The 16,938-nt window shown below is 63.3% G+C and carries 17 protein-coding genes, 1 other RNA gene and 2 pseudogenes; 5 read left to right on the top strand and 15 right to left on the bottom strand.

Annotation, left to right across the window (positions count from 1 at the left end; translation table 11 throughout):
• Window positions 1-3 precede the first annotated feature (3 nt).
• Together GV035_RS11500 and GV035_RS11495 are read left to right on the top strand one after the other, a co-directional pair.
• Window positions 4-768 (top strand): annotated as a pseudogene (locus GV035_RS11500) (oxygenase MpaB family protein); the annotation flags it as partial.
• A 253-nt stretch (window positions 769-1,021) separates the two neighbouring features.
• Window positions 1,022-1,168: pseudogene (locus GV035_RS11495) on the top strand (oxygenase MpaB family protein); the annotation flags it as partial.
• Here GV035_RS11495 and GV035_RS11490 read toward each other — a convergent pair.
• Genes GV035_RS11490 through tyrS form a run of 3 tightly spaced genes read right to left on the bottom strand, consistent with a single transcriptional unit; the run spans window position 1,165 to window position 3,528 of the window.
• Window positions 1,165-1,812, bottom strand: a complete 648-nt coding sequence (locus tag GV035_RS11490) for a histidine phosphatase family protein (protein ID WP_159835233.1) — start codon at window positions 1,810-1,812, stop codon at window positions 1,165-1,167. The pseudogene GV035_RS11495 and the gene GV035_RS11490 sit on opposite strands and share 4 nt — an antisense overlap.
• The gene (dtd, locus tag GV035_RS11485) at window positions 1,809-2,267 is read right to left on the bottom strand and encodes a D-aminoacyl-tRNA deacylase (protein WP_159835232.1); all 459 of its coding nucleotides are present in this window, start codon (window positions 2,265-2,267) and stop codon (window positions 1,809-1,811) included. Before dtd ends, GV035_RS11490 begins: the two co-directional genes overlap by 4 nt.
• A gap of 4 nt (window positions 2,268-2,271) precedes the next feature.
• Window positions 2,272-3,528, bottom strand: a complete 1,257-nt coding sequence (gene tyrS, locus GV035_RS11480; RefSeq protein ID WP_159835231.1) for a tyrosine--tRNA ligase — start codon at window positions 3,526-3,528, stop codon at window positions 2,272-2,274.
• Between the two features lie 202 nt (window positions 3,529-3,730).
• Here tyrS and GV035_RS11475 point away from each other — a divergent pair, with 202 nt between their 5' ends.
• Window positions 3,731-4,921, top strand: coding sequence for an anhydro-N-acetylmuramic acid kinase (locus GV035_RS11475; protein WP_159835230.1), 1,191 nt, complete (start codon window positions 3,731-3,733; stop codon window positions 4,919-4,921).
• A 70-nt stretch (window positions 4,922-4,991) separates the two neighbouring features.
• Here GV035_RS11475 and erpA read toward each other — a convergent pair whose 3' ends face one another.
• The 3 genes from erpA to rplM all read right to left on the bottom strand — a co-directional run bounded on the left by erpA (window position 4,992) and on the right by rplM (window position 6,387).
• On the bottom strand, window positions 4,992-5,357 hold the full coding sequence (gene erpA / locus GV035_RS11470) for an iron-sulfur cluster insertion protein ErpA (protein ID WP_035961693.1): 366 nt from the start codon (window positions 5,355-5,357) through the stop codon (window positions 4,992-4,994).
• Window positions 5,358-5,555: 198 nt separating this feature from the next.
• The gene (gene rpsI, locus GV035_RS11465) at window positions 5,556-5,948 is read right to left on the bottom strand and encodes a 30S ribosomal protein S9 (RefSeq protein WP_008351569.1); all 393 of its coding nucleotides are present in this window, start codon (window positions 5,946-5,948) and stop codon (window positions 5,556-5,558) included.
• Between the two features lie 10 nt (window positions 5,949-5,958).
• Window positions 5,959-6,387, bottom strand: coding sequence for a 50S ribosomal protein L13 (gene rplM / locus GV035_RS11460; protein WP_159835229.1), 429 nt, complete (start codon window positions 6,385-6,387; stop codon window positions 5,959-5,961).
• Window positions 6,388-6,993: 606 nt separating this feature from the next.
• Here rplM and GV035_RS11455 point away from each other — a divergent pair.
• On the top strand, window positions 6,994-7,416 hold the full coding sequence (locus GV035_RS11455) for an OsmC family protein (RefSeq protein WP_159835228.1): 423 nt from the start codon (window positions 6,994-6,996) through the stop codon (window positions 7,414-7,416).
• Between the two features lie 63 nt (window positions 7,417-7,479).
• On the opposite strand, the gene rnpB is transcribed toward GV035_RS11455, so the two are convergent.
• The 3 genes from rnpB to pyrC all read right to left on the bottom strand — a co-directional run bounded on the left by rnpB (window position 7,480) and on the right by pyrC (window position 9,839).
• Window positions 7,480-7,893: RNase P RNA component class A (rnpB, locus tag GV035_RS11450), an RNA gene on the bottom strand.
• Between the two features lie 12 nt (window positions 7,894-7,905).
• Window positions 7,906-8,745, bottom strand: coding sequence for a DUF3025 domain-containing protein (locus GV035_RS11445; protein WP_159835227.1), 840 nt, complete (start codon window positions 8,743-8,745; stop codon window positions 7,906-7,908).
• An 11-nt stretch (window positions 8,746-8,756) separates the two neighbouring features.
• Window positions 8,757-9,839: a dihydroorotase gene (pyrC, locus tag GV035_RS11440; RefSeq protein WP_159835226.1), complete on the bottom strand. Its 1,083-nt coding sequence runs from the start codon at window positions 9,837-9,839 to the stop codon at window positions 8,757-8,759.
• Window positions 9,840-10,054: 215 nt separating this feature from the next.
• Between pyrC and GV035_RS11435 the strand changes: the two genes are divergently transcribed.
• Entirely contained in the window at window positions 10,055-10,957 is a 903-nt protein-coding gene (locus tag GV035_RS11435) for a class II glutamine amidotransferase (protein ID WP_159835225.1), read from the top strand.
• A gap of 55 nt (window positions 10,958-11,012) precedes the next feature.
• Here GV035_RS11435 and GV035_RS11430 read toward each other — a convergent pair whose 3' ends face one another.
• The 6 genes from GV035_RS11430 to GV035_RS11405 all read right to left on the bottom strand — a co-directional run bounded on the left by GV035_RS11430 (window position 11,013) and on the right by GV035_RS11405 (window position 16,759).
• Window positions 11,013-11,738, bottom strand: coding sequence for an amino acid ABC transporter ATP-binding protein (locus tag GV035_RS11430; protein WP_159835224.1), 726 nt, complete (start codon window positions 11,736-11,738; stop codon window positions 11,013-11,015).
• Window positions 11,735-12,412 (bottom strand): glutamate/aspartate ABC transporter permease GltK, encoded by a 678-nt coding sequence (gene gltK, locus GV035_RS11425; RefSeq protein WP_159835223.1) that lies wholly within the window; start codon window positions 12,410-12,412, stop codon window positions 11,735-11,737. The genes GV035_RS11430 and gltK overlap by 4 nt, the downstream gene beginning before the upstream one ends.
• Window positions 12,412-13,152 (bottom strand): amino acid ABC transporter permease, encoded by a 741-nt coding sequence (locus tag GV035_RS11420; protein WP_159835222.1) that lies wholly within the window; start codon window positions 13,150-13,152, stop codon window positions 12,412-12,414. The genes gltK and GV035_RS11420 overlap by 1 nt, the downstream gene beginning before the upstream one ends.
• Before the next feature lie 69 nt (window positions 13,153-13,221).
• Window positions 13,222-14,115: a glutamate/aspartate ABC transporter substrate-binding protein gene (locus GV035_RS11415; RefSeq protein WP_159835221.1), complete on the bottom strand. Its 894-nt coding sequence runs from the start codon at window positions 14,113-14,115 to the stop codon at window positions 13,222-13,224.
• 270 nt (window positions 14,116-14,385) lie between these two features.
• The gene (locus tag GV035_RS11410) at window positions 14,386-15,678 is read right to left on the bottom strand and encodes a Glu/Leu/Phe/Val family dehydrogenase (RefSeq protein WP_159835220.1); all 1,293 of its coding nucleotides are present in this window, start codon (window positions 15,676-15,678) and stop codon (window positions 14,386-14,388) included.
• Window positions 15,679-15,787: 109 nt separating this feature from the next.
• Complete coding sequence (locus tag GV035_RS11405; RefSeq protein ID WP_159835219.1) at window positions 15,788-16,759, bottom strand: LysR substrate-binding domain-containing protein; 972 nt, start codon at window positions 16,757-16,759, stop codon at window positions 15,788-15,790.
• Window positions 16,760-16,938 lie beyond the last annotated feature (179 nt).

Genomic DNA, 16,938 nt, shown 5'->3' with positions numbered 1-16,938 from the left:
CGCATGTCGGATCAGGCAACGTTGGTCACGCGCGTACGGTCGTCGATTGCACGCGGCATCACGAGCCTCACGACGGGCAGCGGGCCGACGCTCGACTATTCATCGCCGCCGGGCGATCCGGGCTTGTTCGGGCTGGACGCCATCTGCTGGAAGGTCCACGCCGATTTTACTTCGATGATGACGAGCGGCATCAGCGCGCTGTTGCTTCAGACGCTGCATCCGCTGGCGCTCGCAGGCGTGTGGGATCACTCCACGTTCCGCACCGATATTCTCGGGCGGCTGCGGCGCACGGCGACCTTCATCGCGGGAACGACGTTCGGCAATCGGCGCGACGCGCTGGCGCTGATCGAGCGCGTGAGGCGCATTCATCTCGGTGTGACGGGCACCGCGCCCGACGGCCGGCCGTATCGCGCGAGCGACGCCGATCTGCTGACGTGGGTACACGTCGCCGAAGTCACGAGTTTTCTGGAAGGCTATCTACGGTATGTGAATCCTGGTCTGTCCGAAGCGGATCAGGACCGCTACTTCGAAGAGACGGCGCTCGTCGCCCGTCTGCTCGGTGCCCGCGACGTGCCGATCACGCGCGCGCAAGTCGATGCTTATCTCGCCGTCATGCGTCCGCAACTGCACGCGAGCGAGCGCACGCAGGAAGTCATTCGCGTGCTCAAGAGCGCGCCGACGCCGAGCATCGTCATGAAGCCGGCGCGCGTGCTGGTGTTCAACGCGGGTGTCGATCTGCTGCCCGACTGGGCGCAGACGATGCTTGGGCGTAAGCGGCCAGCGAACCCGTCTTGACGAACGATGGATTACTCGACAGGCGCGAGAGGCTGCCAGTTATGAGGCAGCAATGTTGCGATGTCGCTTGCTTTGTGGGCCGGGAGGCGAGTCAGAATGTCCGACGACGGCGACGGGTCGGCAACGCCTCTTCTTCGATAGTGTTCACGTGTCCGCTTATTCGCTTTAGTGGACACGATACTCCCAAGCGCTTCGCCGACAATCAAGGTGAGTTGGCCAGCCGCTTACGCTTGGGCTTACGTCGCTTGCACCGATGCGGCGGGTCATTGCGCGTCCCGGCGTGCGGGCGATGGCGCCGGTCGTTCGCTGGGCGCTCGTCAACGGCATCTCGAAGCGCGCGCGGTTGAGGGTCTCCGCAAGGAAGACGGACTAGGCCGTCTTGCGCAGGCTGTCGTCGGCGGTGTCGGTGGCGAGATGCGCGACATCGCCCCACGACACGACCGTCGCATGGCCGCCGTCGTAATCCACCACGTTAAGGCTGCAATTGAGCAGCGGCCAGTTGCGCGGCGCGTCGAGCGTCAGCTTGTTCGCGAACCGGAAGATGCAGTCGAGCACGCCGCCGTGCGCCACAGACGCGATGCGTCCGCCCGGATGCGCGGCGATGATCGGCTCCATCGCGTGAATCACGCGGTGATAGAAAACGCGCAGCGATTCACCGCCGGGCGGCGTGAAGCCCGGATCGCGCGTCTGCCATTCGACATACTCCGCCGGAAACTTCTCGCTGATTTCGTCGCTGTCGTGGCCCTGGAACGCGCCGTACTGGCGCTCGCGCAAGCCTTCCGACAGGCGCAGTTCGAGTCCGAGCGCGTCGGCGAACGGGCGCGCGGTCTGTTGTGCGCGCAGCAGGTCGCTGGTGTAGACGGCGTCGAGCCGCCCTTCCCGCGCGAGGCGCGCGCCGAGTTGCGCCGCTTGCAGCGCGCCATGCGCGGACAGCGGAATGTCGATATGCCCCTGGATGCGCTTGACGCGATTCCAGTCAGTTTCGCCGTGGCGGATGAACAAGACTTGCGTCGTCATGGGCGAACCTGAAGCCAGAACGTGACCGGTCCGTCGTTGACGAGCGACACCTGCATGTCAGCGCCGAATTCGCCGGTCTCGACGATCGGATGCTTCGCCCGCGCCTCGCGCACGAAGTAGTCGAAGAGCCGCTTGCCCTCGTCGGGCGGCGCGGCCGGCGTGAAGCTCGGACGCAGTCCGCTCGAGGTATCGGCGGCAAGCGTGAATTGCGATACCAGCAGCACGCCGCCCGCGCGTCCGGCGCCGTCGATGTTCTGCACGGACAGATTCATCTTGCCGGCGGCGTCGCTGAACACGCGATACGCCAGCATCTTCGCGAGGAGCTTGTCGGCGGCGGCTTCGTTGTCGCCGCGTTCGGCGCAGACGAGCGCGAGCAGGCCCGCGTCGATCGCGCCGGTCACGCGCTCGCCGACGCGCACGTCCGCGCGCCGGACTCGCTGGATAAGCGCGATCATCCGCTTACGCCGTCAACGTGATGCGCGCGAAGCGGCGCTTGCCCACCTGCACGATGAACTCGCCCGGCTCGACCTTGAGACCCTTGTCGGACACGGTCGCCCCGTCGATCTTCACGCCGCCCTGCTCGATATTGCGCAGCGCCTCGCTCGTGGACGGCACGAGCCCGGCCTGTTTCAGCATCTGGCCGATGGCAAGCGGCGCGCCCGCGAGCGTGACCGTCGGAATATCTTCCGGCACGCCGCCCTTCGCGCGATGGTTGAAGTCTTCGAGCGCGCGCTCCGCGTCCGCCGGCGAATGAAAGCGCCCGACGATCTCCTGCGCGAGCATCACCTTGAAGTCGCGCGGATTGCGGCCGCCCTCGGCTTCCTGCTTGAAGCGCGCGATTTCTTCCATGCTGCGGAACGACAGCAGCTCGAAATAACGCCACATCAGCACGTCGGAAATGCTCATCAGCTTGCCGAACATTTCCGTCGGCTTTTCGCTGATGCCGACGTAGTTGTGCTTCGATTTCGACATCTTCTCGACGCCGTCGAGCCCTTCGAGCAGCGGCATCGTCAAGATGCATTGCTGCTCCTGGCCGTATTGCTTCTGCAATTCGCGGCCAACCAGCAAATTGAACTTCTGATCCGTGCCGCCGAGTTCGAGATCGGCGTTGAGCGCCACGGAGTCGTAGCCCTGCATCAGCGGATAGAGGAATTCGTGAATCGAGATGGGCACGCCGCTCTGGAAACGCTTGGTGAAATCTTCGCGTTCGAGGATGCGCGCGACCGTGTAGCGCGACGCCAGCTTGATCATGCCGTCGGCGCCGAGCGGCATCGACCATTCGCTGTTGTAGCGAATTTCCGTTTTCTCGCGGTCGAGAACCAGCGACGCCTGCTCGAAATACGTCTTCGCGTTCATTTCGATCTGTTCGCGCGTGAGCGGCGGGCGCGTGGCGTTGCGGCCGGACGGATCGCCGATCAGCGAGGTGAAATCGCCGATCAGGAAGATGACCTGGTGCCCGAGGTCCTGCAACTGGCGCATCTTGTTCAGCACGACCGTATGGCCGATGTGAATGTCCGGCGCGGTCGGGTCCAGCCCGAGCTTGATGCGCAGCGGCTTGCCCGTCGCGGCGCTCCGTGCGAGCTTCTGCGCGAATTCGTCCTCGATCAGCAGTTCGTCGCAGCCGCGCTTGGCGATCGCGAGGGCGGCGCGCACGTCGTCGGTGATCGGAAAGGCGTCGCGCGGGGGCGCGGAAGAAGCGTTGGAGTCAGTGGTCATGCTTGCGGCTTGTGATGTGAAGGAAATGCGATGGCGCCGTACCGGACGGCTTTGCGGTGCGCAATGGCTTGTTCAGGCTCCCGATTTTACGCGATGAGGGGCGCATTCGTGCCGTTTGGCGGCACGCGCGTTTCCGCCGGACGGTCGCCTCCAGCGGACGCGCCTTAACGATCGGCCCGGATGCGCGGATAATCGCGCGTTGATGGACCAAGCACCGACGAGCATCGACGAGGAGAGGAGCGTGGGGAAAAAAGCCGAAGCAATCGAACCCGGAAAGGCAGACGGCGTGTATTTCGGTCTGATGTCCGGCACGAGCATGGACGGCGTCGATGGCGTCGCGGTGCAGTTCGCGGCGGGCAAAGCGCCGGTCGTGCTCGGCGAGGCGCACGTGTCCTTTTCCGAAGGGCTGCGCGACGCGCTCTTTGCGCTGCAGTCGCCCGGCGACAACGAACTGGAACGCGAGGCGCTCGCCGGGAACGCGCTCGCCACGCGCTACGCCGTGTGCTGCCACGAATTGCAGAGCATGAGCGGATACTCGTCGACCAAGGTGCGCGCGATCGGCGTGCATGGGCAAACGGTGCGGCATCGGCCGGAAAAGGGTTACACGCGGCAGATCAACAACCCCGCGTTGCTCGCCGAGATGACGAGCATCGACGTGATCGCGGATTTCCGCAGCCGCGATGTCGCCGCCGGCGGTCAGGGCGCGCCGCTCGTGCCGGCGTTTCATGCGACGATTTTCGGCGCGAAGAACGAGACGCGCGTCGTCTGCAATCTGGGCGGCATCAGCAATATCACGGTTCTGGCGGCGAGCGGCGCGGTGCGCGGCTTCGATTGCGGCCCGGCGAACGCGCTGCTGGACGAATGGGCGCACCGGCATCTGAAAAAACCGTACGACGATGGCGGCCAGTTCGCGGCGCGCGGCGCGGTGAACCGGCCGCTGTTGAATGCGCTGCTGGACGAGCCGTTTTTCAAGGAAGCGCCGCCGAAGAGCACCGGGCGCGATCTCTTCAACCCGGCGTGGCTGGATGCCAAGCTCGCGCCCTTCGCGGCGCTCGCCCCCGCCGACGTGCAAGCGACGCTCACCGCGCTGACGGCCACGACGGTCGCGCGGGAAATAGAGCGCCACGCGTCGGATGCCCGCGCCGTGTACGTCTGCGGCGGCGGCGCGCGCAATCCTGCGCTCATGAAGATGCTGCAACAGGCGCTCGATCAAACCGGCGTCTCGAGCGTGCCCGTCATGACGACCGAGGCGCTCGGCGTGCCGCCGCAGCAGGTCGAAGCGTTCGCGTTTGCCTGGCTTGCGATGCGCTGCGTGGCGCGCGAACCGGGCAATCTCGCATCAGTGACGGGCGCAGCGGGCGAGCGCGTGCTCGGCGCGATTTATCCGCGCTGAGTTTCTTGGAGCGCGACAACGAAAAACGGAGCCCGAAGGCTCCGTTTCTCATCAACCATTCAATCCGCGTTCAGACCGAGAACGACGAACCGCAACCGCAAGTCGTGGTCGCGTTCGGATTCTTGATCACGAACTGCGCGCCGTTGAGGTCGTCCTTATAGTCGATTTCCGCGCCGACGAGATATTGGTAGCTCATCGAATCGACCAGCAATTGCACGCCGCTTTTGTCCATCACGGTGTCGTCCTCGTTGACTTCTTCGTCGAAGGTGAAACCGTACTGGAACCCCGAGCATCCGCCGCCTTGCACGAACACGCGCAGCTTCAGATCCGGATTGCCTTCCTCGTCGATCAATTGCTTGACCTTGTCGGCAGCGGCGTCGGTGAAGACGAACGGCATCGGCATTTCGGTCGTGGGGGTGTCGCTGACTGCGCTCATTGATCTCTCCAATTTAGCTTCTAGCCACTATTGTAGGGCTGATCTCAAAATCGTGCCGAATGCCCATGAAATCAAGAGGCTATATGCAAGTTCGACCTCTCGGGGCGAACCGCGGCAAAAGAAAAAGCCGCCGGCACCTTGCAGTGCGGGCGGCTTTCGCAGCAGCTTCGCCGAGAAGCCCGGCGAAACCCGAAGCGATTAACGCTTCGAGAACTGCTTCCTGCGGCGTGCCTTGTGGAAACCGACCTTCTTACGTTCCACTTCACGCGCGTCACGCGTGACGAAGCCAGCGTTCGACAGTTGCGACTTGAGTGTTGCGTCGTAGTCCATCAGCGCACGGGTGATGCCGTGGCGGACCGCGCCTGCCTGACCCGTTTCGCCGCCGCCGTTCACGTTGACCTTGATGTCGAACGTGGTGGCGTGGTTCGTGAGTTCCAGCGGTTGACGCACGATCATCAGCGACGTTTCGCGCGAGAAATAGTCGGCGATGGGCTTGCCATTGACGATGATCTCGCCCTTGCCCGACTTGATGAAGACACGAGCGACGGCGCTCTTGCGGCGGCCCGTACCGTAGTTCCAGTTACCGATCATGTGGGCTCCCTTAGATCTCGAGCGACTTAGGCTGTTGAGCCGTGTGCGGATGCGTGGCTTCAGCGTAGACCTTCAGCTTCTTGATCATCGCGTAGCCGAGCGGGCCCTTCGGCAGCATGCCCTTCACAGCTTTCTCGAGCGCGCGGCCCGGGAAACGCTCTTGCATCTTGCCGAACGTCGTTTCATAGATGCCGCCCGGATAGCCCGAGTGACGGTAGTACTTCTTGTCCGTGGTCTTGTTGCCGGTGACCTTCAGCTTGCCGGCATTGACGACGATGATGTAATCACCGGTGTCGACGTGCGGGGTGAATTCAGGCTTATGCTTGCCGCGAAGACGGCGTGCCACTTCGCTGGCGACACGGCCGAGAACCTTATCCGTCGCGTCAATCACGTACCATTCACGCGTCACCTCTTCGGCTTTTGCGGAAAACGTCTTCATGATCGATCCAAAATTTGATTCTGCCCTTTGCTCTTTACCTTGTTCGGTCCTGCTTATATGAGTGCGCTAAATGACTTTCCTTGCGCGTGCAGGCTCTCCCTGACTTCTCTCCGCGGGCGTGTGACGAAGAGAACTTTGAATTATAAAGGGAAAACGTCCGTTGCGTCAAAAGGTTGCGGCGTTGGCGCGTGACACGCGGCCGCTGCCGGACGACGAGGACGAAAAAAAGCCCGAGCATCTGAAGCTCGGGCTCAATCCACCTAGGAGGAGGTGGAGGAGACGCTGTGGGTTAGTCGACTGCGACAACCAATGAGTCGAGTATAGGCACGGTCGTGCTGCAAAGCAAGGAGATTCGCATCATGGAAGACGATTTCATATCGTGGTGAACGCCCTAAACGGTGAGGCGTCGTTCCCGCGCGGTTCGCGGCGGCTCGCGCTTGCGTCTAGAGGGCTTCTTCAAAGCGCCGATGCAGCCCGCGTAATCACGCGATGGCGCCTGCTGCGCTTAGTCAATCCGCGAATGCGCGAACCCGTCCGGCGATCCGCCATTCACAACCCGCTACAATGAAAGCTGTGTACAACGCGTCAAGCGGGCGGAGCGCAAGCATGGAATGCAAAGTGAGCTGGATGGGACAGGACGGCATGGCGTTCGCCGCCGAAACCGGTAGCGGTCATCTCGTCAATATGGACGGCGCGCCGGAAGGCGGCGGCCGCAACTTGGCGCCGCGCCCGATGGAAATGGTCTTGCTCGGCACGGGCGGCTGCACCGCTTACGACGTCGTGATGATCCTGAAGAAAAGCCGCCAGGAAATCGAAGGCTGCTCGGTGACGCTCAAGGCCGAACGCGCAAGCGAAGACCCGAAGGTCTTCACGAAGATCCACTTCCATTTCACGGTCACGGGCAAGAACCTGAATCCGGCGACGGTCGAGCGCGCCATCAATCTGTCGCACGACAAGTATTGTTCCGCGTCGATCATGCTCGCGAAGACGGCAGAACTCACGCATTCGTTCGATATCGTCGAACGCTGAAAAGGCGCGTCGCATGAAAAAGAGCCGGCGTCACGGATGACGCCGGCTCTTTCTTTTGAATGACGACAAAGCGGGCCGATAAGCCGGATTCTGTGCACGCGCCGCCCGAAGGCGAACGCGCGTGGCAGCCATTCCTCTAGGCGCGCCATTGCTGACGCGCTCGAGCTTCCTACCCGCAGACGAACGGGGGCACCGTCCTGCATCGCGAAGATGCGCGCCTGCCTATTTGGAATTGCTCCGGGTGGAGGTTACCGTGCCGGCACGTCTCGCGACGGCCGCGGTGCGCTCTTACCGCACCGTTTCACCCTTACCTGATCTTCGGACTTGCGCCCGAAGCCATCGGCGGTTTGCTTTCTGTTGCCCTGTTCCGCGTGTTGCCACGGATGGCCGTTAGCCATCACCCTGCCCTGTGGAGTCCGGACTTTCCTCGCCCTCGACGCCCGGAAGCGCCGAAGCCGCGACTGCCTGGCCTGCTTTGCGGCATCGATTTTAACATGCGGCTTCCGCCTGCCTCGCGCCGTTCGGCGGAAGGCGTCGGCCGGGACGGAAGACGGACAGGTCGTCGTAGAAGGCTCGGTCCGCGTTCGCTTCGCACCAGCCGGGGACGCCCAGCACCGGCAACGGCGCAAACGCGCGGCTCGCGGGCGGCTCGGCAATCAGACTGCGCGACACGAGATCGTCGAGCATGGAGCGGCGGGCGGCATCGTCCAATGAGAAGTACGCGGGCGGCACAGTGACGATCCACGCGTGGCCCGTGCAGGCCTTGTACGGCGCGACGAGCTTCTCCAGCAACGCGTGGCCGAAGACGCGCGCCTCGCACTCGCTGCCCCACGACGCTCGCCCCGCGATGAACAGCGTGCGCCAGTCGAAGCGGCGCAGCGCATCGGCGAGCGACGCGTCGGCGCAGGCGAAAAGGACTGCGTTCTCGTCGAAGAGCGTGAGGGCATCGCGCACGCCGCCGCGCGTCGGACCGATGCCGAGCGCGTCGATCTGATCAGCCTGACACGCGTTGAGCGCCGCCTTGATGCGCGGATACGCGAACCACATCAGGCCGTTGAAGAAGTCGTGGAGATTGTGGCGCGTCGGCACAAGTCCGGTCTGCGCGATATGCGCTTCATACGACGCGCCTTCCGGCAGCGTTTCCTGCGCGACGAACGCGAGCGGTGCGCCGCGCCCGGTGACGAGCGCGGCTTGCGCGGCGTCGTCATTCAATGCGTCGAGATAACGCGCGGGGCCGTCGAGCGCCGCCGCCTGCCAGCGTCTGCCGCGCGAGGCCAGCGGCGCGAGCCACGGGCGCGTCCAGTCGATCGAATCGAAACGCGCGGACACTGCTGCGACCGTCAGGCAGCTTCCACGAACCGCCAGCCGATCGCCTCGCCACCGCGCAGCGGGACGATCTGGGAATCGCCCGCGGCGAACTCGGCGGGCAGCGTCCACGACGCGCGTTCGAGCGTCACCGTCTCCGCGCTGCGCGGCAAGCCGTAGAAGTCCGCGCCGTGAAAACTCGCGAAGCCTTCGAGCTTGTCGAGCGCGCCGGCTTTGTCGAACGCTTCGGCATACAGTTCCAGCGCGTGAAGCGCCGTGTAGCAGCCCGCGCAGCCGCACGCGTGCTCCTTCAGGCCCTTCGGATGCGGCGCGCTGTCCGTGCCGAGAAAGAAGCGCGGATTGCCGGAAGTCGCTGCCTCGACCAGCGCCACGCGATGCGTCTCGCGCTTGAGCACCGGCAAGCAGTAGTAATGCGGGCGGATGCCGCCGACCAGAATCGCGTTGCGGTTGTACAGCAAATGATGCGCGGTGATCGTCGCGCCGATCGCGCCTTTGGCTTCACGCACGTAGTCGGCGGCGTCTTTCGTCGTGATGTGCTCGAAAACCACCTTGAGCGCGGGGAAATCGCGGCGCAACGGCGTCATCACGCGGTCGATGAACACCTTTTCGCGGTCGAACACGTCGATATCGCTATCCGTCACCTCGCCGTGCGTCAGCAGCGGCATGCCCACTTCCTGCATTACTTCGAGCGTTTTCGTGCATTTGCCGAGCAGATCCGTCACGCCCGCGTCCGAGTTCGTCGTCGCGCCGGCCGGATACAGCTTCACGCCATGCACGAAGCCGCTGTCTTTCGCGCGGCGGATCTCGTCGGGCGGCGTGTTGTCGGTGAGATAGAGCGTCATCAGCGGCTCGAAGCGCGCGAGCGCGCCCTCCTTCGGCAAGGCGGCGATGATCCGCTCGCGGTACGCCGCGGCCATCCCGGTCGTTGTGACCGGCGGCTTCAGATTCGGCATGATGATCGCGCGGCCGAACTGGCGCGCGGTATGCGGGAGCACGGCGGCGAGCGTCGCGCCATCGCGCACGTGCAAATGCCAGTCGTCGGGGCGCGCCAGGGTGAGAGTCGAAGGCGAAGCAGGCGATGCGGAAGTAGCGGACATGGCGTGATGACGGCGAGGACGTTAGAGAAAGCGAACCGCAAGCAAAGAACTGCACAGCCGAGCGGCATACGACCGGAAAAAAACGCCGTGGAAATTCCACAACGGCGGCCGGGCGGCCGCGGCGTTCGATTTTTTCGGAAGTGCCCCGGTGATATGCTTGTCGGACGTATTGTAACAACCCGACTTCAGGGCTTTGGCCCGCCGCATCGAGCAACATGTGCCAACTTCTCGGAATGAACTGCGCCGAACCGACCGACGTGACCTTCTCGTTCACCGGTTTCGCGGCGCGCGGCGGAATGACGGATCACCATGCCGACGGCTGGGGCATCGCGTTCTTCGAGGACAAGGCGTGCAGGCTGTTCATCGATCATCAGTCGTCGGCGAGTTCGCCGCTCGCCGAGATGGTCAAGCGGTATCCGATCAAGTCGAAGAACACCATCGCGCATATCCGCAAGGCGACGCAAGGGCACATCCTGCTGGAGAACTGCCACCCGTTCATGCGCGAGTTGTGGGGCCGTCACTGGATCTTCGCGCATAACGGCGATTTGAAAGGCCACGCGCCGCAACTCACGGGCGTCTATCAGCCGGTCGGCACCACGGACAGCGAACTCGCGTTTTGCGCGCTGCTGCAAGGCTTGCGCAGCGCGTTTCCGTGCTCGCAGCCGCCGCTCGACGAACTCTTCGAGGCGCTCGCCACGCTCACGCGCGAGATCACGCAATACGGCGTGTTCAATTTCCTGATGTCGAACGGGCAGGCGCTGTTCTCGCACTGCTCGACGCATCTCTACTATCTCGTGCGAAGCTGGCCGTTTTCGACGGCGCATCTGATCGACGCGGACATGTCCATCGACTTCGCGAAATACACGACGCCGGAAGACCGCGTCGCCGTGATCGCGACCTCTCCGCTCACCGACAACGAAGTCTGGACGCGCTTCGCCCCCGGCGATCTCGCGATGTTCCAGCAAGGCGCGCTCGCGCGGACGCTCAACATTCCGGTGCCCGAGGAAGTGGCGAAGAAGGCGGCCGAACCGCTCGCGAAGGCGTGCGTCGGATCGGCGCTGAAGATCGACGAGATTCGCACGACGGCGGCGGTCGAGTCGGAACTGGGCATCGAATAAAAAACGCGGCGCTTCTTTTCGGAAGCGCCGCGTTCCTTTCGAGCGTTGCAAAAGCTCAGTGCAGAATCTTCGCGAGGAAGTCCTTCGCGCGGTCCGATTTCGGATTGGCGAAAAACGCGTCCTTCTGGTCGTCCTCCACGATCAATCCCTTGTCCATGAAAATCACGCGATGCGCGACCTTCTTCGCGAAGCCCATTTCGTGCGTCACGCACATCATGGTCATGCCTTCCTGCGCGAGTTCCACCATCACGTCGAGCACTTCGTTGATCATCTCCGGATCGAGCGCGGAAGTCGGCTCGTCGAACAGCATCGCGATCGGGTCCATCGACAGCGCGCGCGCAATCGCCACGCGCTGCTGCTGACCGCCCGACAACTGGCCGGGATATTTGTCGGCGTGCGCGCGCAGGCCGACGCGATCGAGCAGCTTCAGCCCCTTCTGCGTCGCTTCGTCGTTCGAGCGGCCGAGCACCTTGGTCTGCGCGAGCGTCAGGTTCTGCACGATCGACAGATGCGGAAACAGCTCGAAGTGCTGGAACACCATGCCGACCTTCGAGCGCAGCTTCGACAGATTCGTCTTCTTGTCGGTCAGCGACTGGCCGTTGATGGTGATCTCGCCCTTCTGAAACGGCTCGAGGCCGTTGACGGTCTTGATGAGCGTCGACTTGCCCGACCCCGACGGGCCGCACACGACGACGACTTCGCCCTTCTTCACTTCGGTCGTGCAGTCGGTGAGCACCTGAAACTGCCCGTACCACTTGGAAACATTCTTGATAGAGATCATCTTGCGACCTTTTTCTGAAGACTTTTGACGAGCGCCGACGCCACCACGCACACCACGAAATAACACGCTCCGGCGAACAGCACCATTTCGACGGTCGTGCCGTCGCGGTCGCCGATGTTCGTTGCCGTGCGGAAGAAGTCCGCGAGGCTGATCACGTAGACGAGCGATGTGTCCTGGAAGAGCACGATTGCCTGCGTGAGCAGAAGCGGCACCATCGCGCGGAACGCCTGCGGCAGCACGACGAGCCGCATCGCCTGGGCGTAGGTCATGCCGAGCGCGAACGCTGCGTTGACCTGCCCGCGCGGCACCGCCTGAATGCCGGCGCGGATGATTTCCGAATAGTACGCGGCTTCAAAGAGCGAGAACGCGACCATCGCCGATGCCAGGCGAATGTCGATGTCCGCCGACAGCCCGAGCACGTTTTGCAGCACCTGCGGCACGATCAGGAAGAACCACAGCAGCACCATCACGAGCGGAATGGAGCGAAACAGCGTGACGTACGCGCCCGCGAACCATTGCAGCGGCTTGATGCCCGAGAGCCGGAAAAGCGCGAGCACCGTGCCCCAGATGATGCCGACCACGATGGCGAGCAACGTGATCTGCAGCGTGATGATGGCGCCGGTCCACAGCGTGGGCAGTGAACCGATGACGCCACTCCAGTTGAACTGATGCATTACTTGCCTCCGATGTAGCCAGGCAGCCGCGTTTTCGCTTCGATCCAGCGCATCAGCAGCATCACGACGAGGTTGATGAGCATGTACGCGAGCGTCACCGCGATGAACGACTCATAGGTCTGCGCGGTGTAGTCCACGAGCTGACGCGCCTGCGCCGACAGATCGAGCAGACCGATGGTCGACGCCACCGCCGAATTCTTGAACACGTTCAGAAATTCCGACGTGAGCGGCGGCACGATGATGCGATACGCCACGGGCATCAGCACATAGCGATACGTCTGCCATTGCGTGAAGCCCATCGCGAGGCCCGCATTGCGCTGTCCGCGCGGCAACGCGTTGATGCCCGAGCGCACCTGTTCGCACACGCGCGCGCCGGTGAAGAGCCCGAGACAGATGATCGAGGACGAAAAGAACTGCGCGGAAGGCGGCAGTTGCTTGAACCAGTTGCCGATGGAAGGCGGCAGCAGTTCCGGTATCACGAGATACCAGACGAAAAACTGCACGATCAGCGGAATATTGCGGAAGATCGCGACGTAGACGGTGCCGATGCCCGCCAGCGTGCGATTCGGGACCGTGCGCAAGACGCCGAACAACGAGCCGACCACAAGCGCGATCACCCAGGCCGCGAGCGACACGGTAATGGTCACCCAGAAACCGGAGATCAGCCATCCGAGGTAAGTGGTGGGCTCGCCGGTGGAAACCGGACTCAGCAAAACGCCCCAGTTCCAGTGATAAGACATGGACTCACTCCAAAAAGAAACGGAAGAAGCAAGGCTCCTTCCGTCTCGTTCGTTCGTTACCCGAACCGGTTAGTCGATTGCCTTGTCATTCGGGCTCTTGAACAGAGCCTTCATGTCGTCGCTTTCCGGGAAGTTCAGGTTGAGCCCCTTCGGAGGAATCGGGCTTTCGAACCACTTCTTGTAGATCTTGTCGGCTTCGCCCGACGTTTCGACCTTCGCGATCGCGTCGTCGACCACCTTCTTGAACTCGGGGTCGTTCTTGCGCATCATGCAGCCGTACGCTTCATGCGATTGCGGCGTGCCGACGATCACGAAGTCGCCGGGATTGTTCGACTTCGCGCGCTCGCCGGCGAGCAATGCGTCGTCCATCATGAACGCGACGGCGCGGCCGGTCGACAGCGTGAGGAACGACTCGCCGTGGTCCTTCGCGCTGATGATGTTCATGCCCATGTTCTTTTCCTGATTCATCTTGCGAAGCAGGCGCTCGGACGTGGTGCCGGCGGTCGTCACGACGGTCTTGCCCTTGAGGTCGGCCCAGTCCTTCACGCCGGAATCCTTCTTGGTCATGAGACGCGTGCCGATCACGAAGATCGTGTCCGAGAAGGCCGCTTGCTGCTGGCGCTCGGCGTTGTTCGTGGTCGAACCGCATTCGATGTCGACGGTGCCGTTCTGCACGAGCGGAATCCGGTTCTGCGACGTCACGGGCGTCAGCTTCACCTTCAGATTCGGCATGTTGAGCTTCTGCTTGACCGCTTCGACCACCTTCAGCGCGAACTCGTGCGAGTAACCGACCACGTTCTGCTTGTCGTCGTAGTACGAGAACGGAATGGACGATTCGCGATGCCCCAGCGAGATGACACCCGTGTCCTTGATCTTCTTGAGCGTGCCCGCGTCCTGGGCGTAGGCGCCCGTGGCGAAAATTCCCAGCGCGGCGACGAGCAGCGCAGCCTTTTTAAGCTTCATGTATTCGATCTCCTGTGGCGTAAAACCGGGCCAAGTTTAGCAGGGTAATCAATCTGAAAGAATGATTGTTAACCGCAGTTCGTCTTATTTTAGAGACGGTTCGGCGCAACCCAGTGCAACTCCGCGTAGGCGCGCATATTACTCGAATCGATAAAAAATGTGGCGGCGTTTCGGGGGAAACGCCGCCACTTTCATCGTGCGGTTGCACTGCGAGCGCGGCTCAACCGCCGCGCCTCACCGCGATTGCAGCGAATACGCCGCCGCACGCGATCAGGGATACAGGCCGCGCATCTCGCGCGCCATCAAGATGCGCGTACACGCGACGATGAACGCCGCCGTCCGCACCGACACCTTTTGCTCGCTCGCCACCTGCCACACCGCCGCGAACGCTTCGCGCATCACGCGCTCGAGACGCTGATTGATCTCGTCTTCGGTCCAGAAGAAGCTGGAGAAGTCCTGCACCCACTCGAAGTACGAGACGGTCACGCCGCCCGCGTTCGCGACCACGTCCGGGATCACGAGCACGCCCTTGTCGTGAAGGATGTCGTCGGCGGCGGTCGTGGTCGGACCGTTCGCGCCTTCGACGACGATCTTCGTCTTGATCTTCGGCGCGTTGTGCTCCGTGATCTGCCCTTCGAGCGCGGCCGGAATCAGGATGTCAGTCTCGATCGTCCAGAACTCGTCTTTCGAGACCGGGTCCGCGCCTGCGAAACCGCCGACGCCGCCGTTCTTCGCCACGTGATCGGCGAGCGCCACGGTATCGATGCCCTTCGAGTTGAACAGCGTGCCCGTGTGATCCTGCACCGCGATCACGCGCGCACCCGCTTCCTGGAACAGACGCGCCGCGATGCCGCCGACGTTGCCGAAGCCCTGCACCGCGATGCGCGCGCCTTCGATTTCGAGGCCGACGCGCCGCGCCGCTTCCGTGCCGACGACGAACACGCCGCGCCCCGTCGCTTCCTTGCGGCCGAGCGAGCCGCCGAGCGAGATCGGCTTGCCGGTCACGACGCCGGTCGCCGTCTGGCCCTGGTTCATGGAGTACGTGTCCATCATCCACGCCATGATCTGCTCGTTCGTGTTCACGTCCGGCGCGGGAATGTCCGTGTTCGGCCCGATGATGATGCCGATTTCGCTCGTATAACGGCGCGTCACGCGCTCCAGCTCACCGCGCGACAGCGTGCGCGGATCGACGCGGATGCCGCCCTTCGCGCCGCCGTACGGCACGTTGACCGCCGCGTTCTTCACCGACATCCACGCGGACAGCGCCATGACTTCGGAGAGCGTCACGTCCTGGTGATAACGCACGCCGCCCTTGCCCGGACCGCGCGACGTATTGTGCTGCACGCGATAGCCTTCGAAGTGCGCGACCGTGCCGTTGTCCAGCTCGATCGGACAATCGACGATCAGAATGCGCTTCGGGCGCTTGAGGGTTTCGACCCAGCGCGAAAGTGAGCCGAGGTACGGCGCCACGCGATCGACCTGCCGCAGATAGTTCCCCCACGGACCGAGATCGTCGGCATGCAGATACGAGGGAATGGCATGGTCAAGCTTCGGAGAGGACATTGATGCTCCAGCGGTTTGTGGAATACATCAATTGTCGAAAAACGGCGTTTCCAAATCCAATGCCGTTTCCTTATCCGATCATGCTTTTCTTGCATAACGCCGCTGGGCCTTACACCGCGGGCGTTTGCGCCGATGCCTTCAGCAGTTCTTCACCCACTGCGTCCCATAGCGCACGGACGAGCGCCTGACGCGGATCGCCGCCTTGCGATGCGAGCTTGTCGCGATAAAGGCGTATCTCCATCGTCAACGTGAACTGTCCGGCGGGCGTGCCGCGCGTTCCCCGGTCGAGCCGGATGAGCCGCCCTTCCTCGACGGCATCCTCGACCGCGCTATGCGGCAGGAACGCGACGCCGTGCCCCGCGAGCGCCATCGCCTTGAGCCCTTCCGCCATATCCGTTTCATACACTTTGTCGAGATGCAGGCGCGCTGGCGCGGTCGCGATGATGACTTCGGTCATGCGGCCAAGGTAAGCGTTGGGCGTATACGAGAGATACGGCACGGGGGCATCGGCGCTGGCGGGCAGCGTGTAGCGCGCACGTCCCGCCTTGTTCGGCGCGGAGAACGGGCTGATCGGTTCCATGCCGAGCGTCAGCATGTCGTAGCGGGCGGGATCGAGCGCGACCGGATGACTTGGATGGTGATAGCCCATCACGAGATCGCAGCCGCCTTCCACCAGCGAGAGCACTGCGTCATGCACGTTCAGCGCGCGCAGCCGCGTGCGGATGCGTCCGAGCCGCGCCTCGATATGCTGAAGCCAGCGCGGAAAGTAGGTCAGCGAAAGCGTATGCGGCACCGCGAATTCGATCGTCGCCGCCGGCGCGCCGCCCTGCCCGCGCAAGAGCGTGCGCGCTTCGTGGAACTGCGAGAGCATCGCGAGCGCCTGCTCGTAGAAGACCTGTCCCGCTTGCGTGAGCCGCGTCGGATAGACGGAACGGTCGATCAGTTCGGTGCCGAGCCACGCTTCGAGCGCCTGGATGCGCCGCGAGAAAGCGGGCTGCGTGATATGCCGAAGCTCCGCCGAGCGGCTGAAGCTGCGTGTCTCCGCGAGCGAAACGAAGTCCTCGAGCCATTTGAGTTCCATGCTGGATACGCGCCGTGCCGCGCCGGATGCGGGAAGCAGGCATTTTAGCGGGCGCGGCCGCGTCCGATGATTCAAGCGAAGGCGTGCCGCACCACCCGCACGCATGCCGCACGCGCGCGGTGCGGCATGCGTTGTAGCCCGCTCGCTTGTCTCGCCCATGCCGAGCCGCGCCTGCATTG

The sequence above is a fragment of the Burkholderia sp. 8Y genome (assembly GCF_902506145.1).
GTDB lineage: Bacteria > Pseudomonadota > Gammaproteobacteria > Burkholderiales > Burkholderiaceae > Caballeronia.
Note: the sequence above shows the minus strand (reverse complement) of the source record. Positions and strands in the feature narration are given on the sequence as shown.

Coding starts and splice junctions, on each gene's coding strand:
- GV035_RS11490 (WP_159835233.1), bottom strand. CDS start 1,812: ATGACGACGCAAGTCTTGTTCATCCGCCACGGCGAAACTGACTGGAAT.
- dtd (WP_159835232.1), bottom strand. CDS start 2,267: ATGATCGCGCTTATCCAGCGAGTCCGGCGCGCGGACGTGCGCGTCGGC.
- tyrS (WP_159835231.1), bottom strand. CDS start 3,528: ATGACCACTGACTCCAACGCTTCTTCCGCGCCCCCGCGCGACGCCTTT.
- GV035_RS11475 (WP_159835230.1), top strand. CDS start 3,731: ATGGACCAAGCACCGACGAGCATCGACGAGGAGAGGAGCGTGGGGAAA.
- erpA (WP_035961693.1), bottom strand. CDS start 5,357: ATGAGCGCAGTCAGCGACACCCCCACGACCGAAATGCCGATGCCGTTC.
- rpsI (WP_008351569.1), bottom strand. CDS start 5,948: ATGATCGGTAACTGGAACTACGGTACGGGCCGCCGCAAGAGCGCCGTC.
- rplM (WP_159835229.1), bottom strand. CDS start 6,387: ATGAAGACGTTTTCCGCAAAAGCCGAAGAGGTGACGCGTGAATGGTAC.
- GV035_RS11455 (WP_159835228.1), top strand. CDS start 6,994: ATGGAATGCAAAGTGAGCTGGATGGGACAGGACGGCATGGCGTTCGCC.
- pyrC (WP_159835226.1), bottom strand. CDS start 9,839: ATGTCCGCTACTTCCGCATCGCCTGCTTCGCCTTCGACTCTCACCCTG.
- GV035_RS11435 (WP_159835225.1), top strand. CDS start 10,055: ATGTGCCAACTTCTCGGAATGAACTGCGCCGAACCGACCGACGTGACC.
- GV035_RS11430 (WP_159835224.1), bottom strand. CDS start 11,738: ATGATCTCTATCAAGAATGTTTCCAAGTGGTACGGGCAGTTTCAGGTG.
- gltK (WP_159835223.1), bottom strand. CDS start 12,412: ATGCATCAGTTCAACTGGAGTGGCGTCATCGGTTCACTGCCCACGCTG.
- GV035_RS11420 (WP_159835222.1), bottom strand. CDS start 13,152: ATGTCTTATCACTGGAACTGGGGCGTTTTGCTGAGTCCGGTTTCCACC.
- GV035_RS11415 (WP_159835221.1), bottom strand. CDS start 14,115: ATGAAGCTTAAAAAGGCTGCGCTGCTCGTCGCCGCGCTGGGAATTTTC.
- GV035_RS11410 (WP_159835220.1), bottom strand. CDS start 15,678: ATGTCCTCTCCGAAGCTTGACCATGCCATTCCCTCGTATCTGCATGCC.
- GV035_RS11405 (WP_159835219.1), bottom strand. CDS start 16,759: ATGGAACTCAAATGGCTCGAGGACTTCGTTTCGCTCGCGGAGACACGC.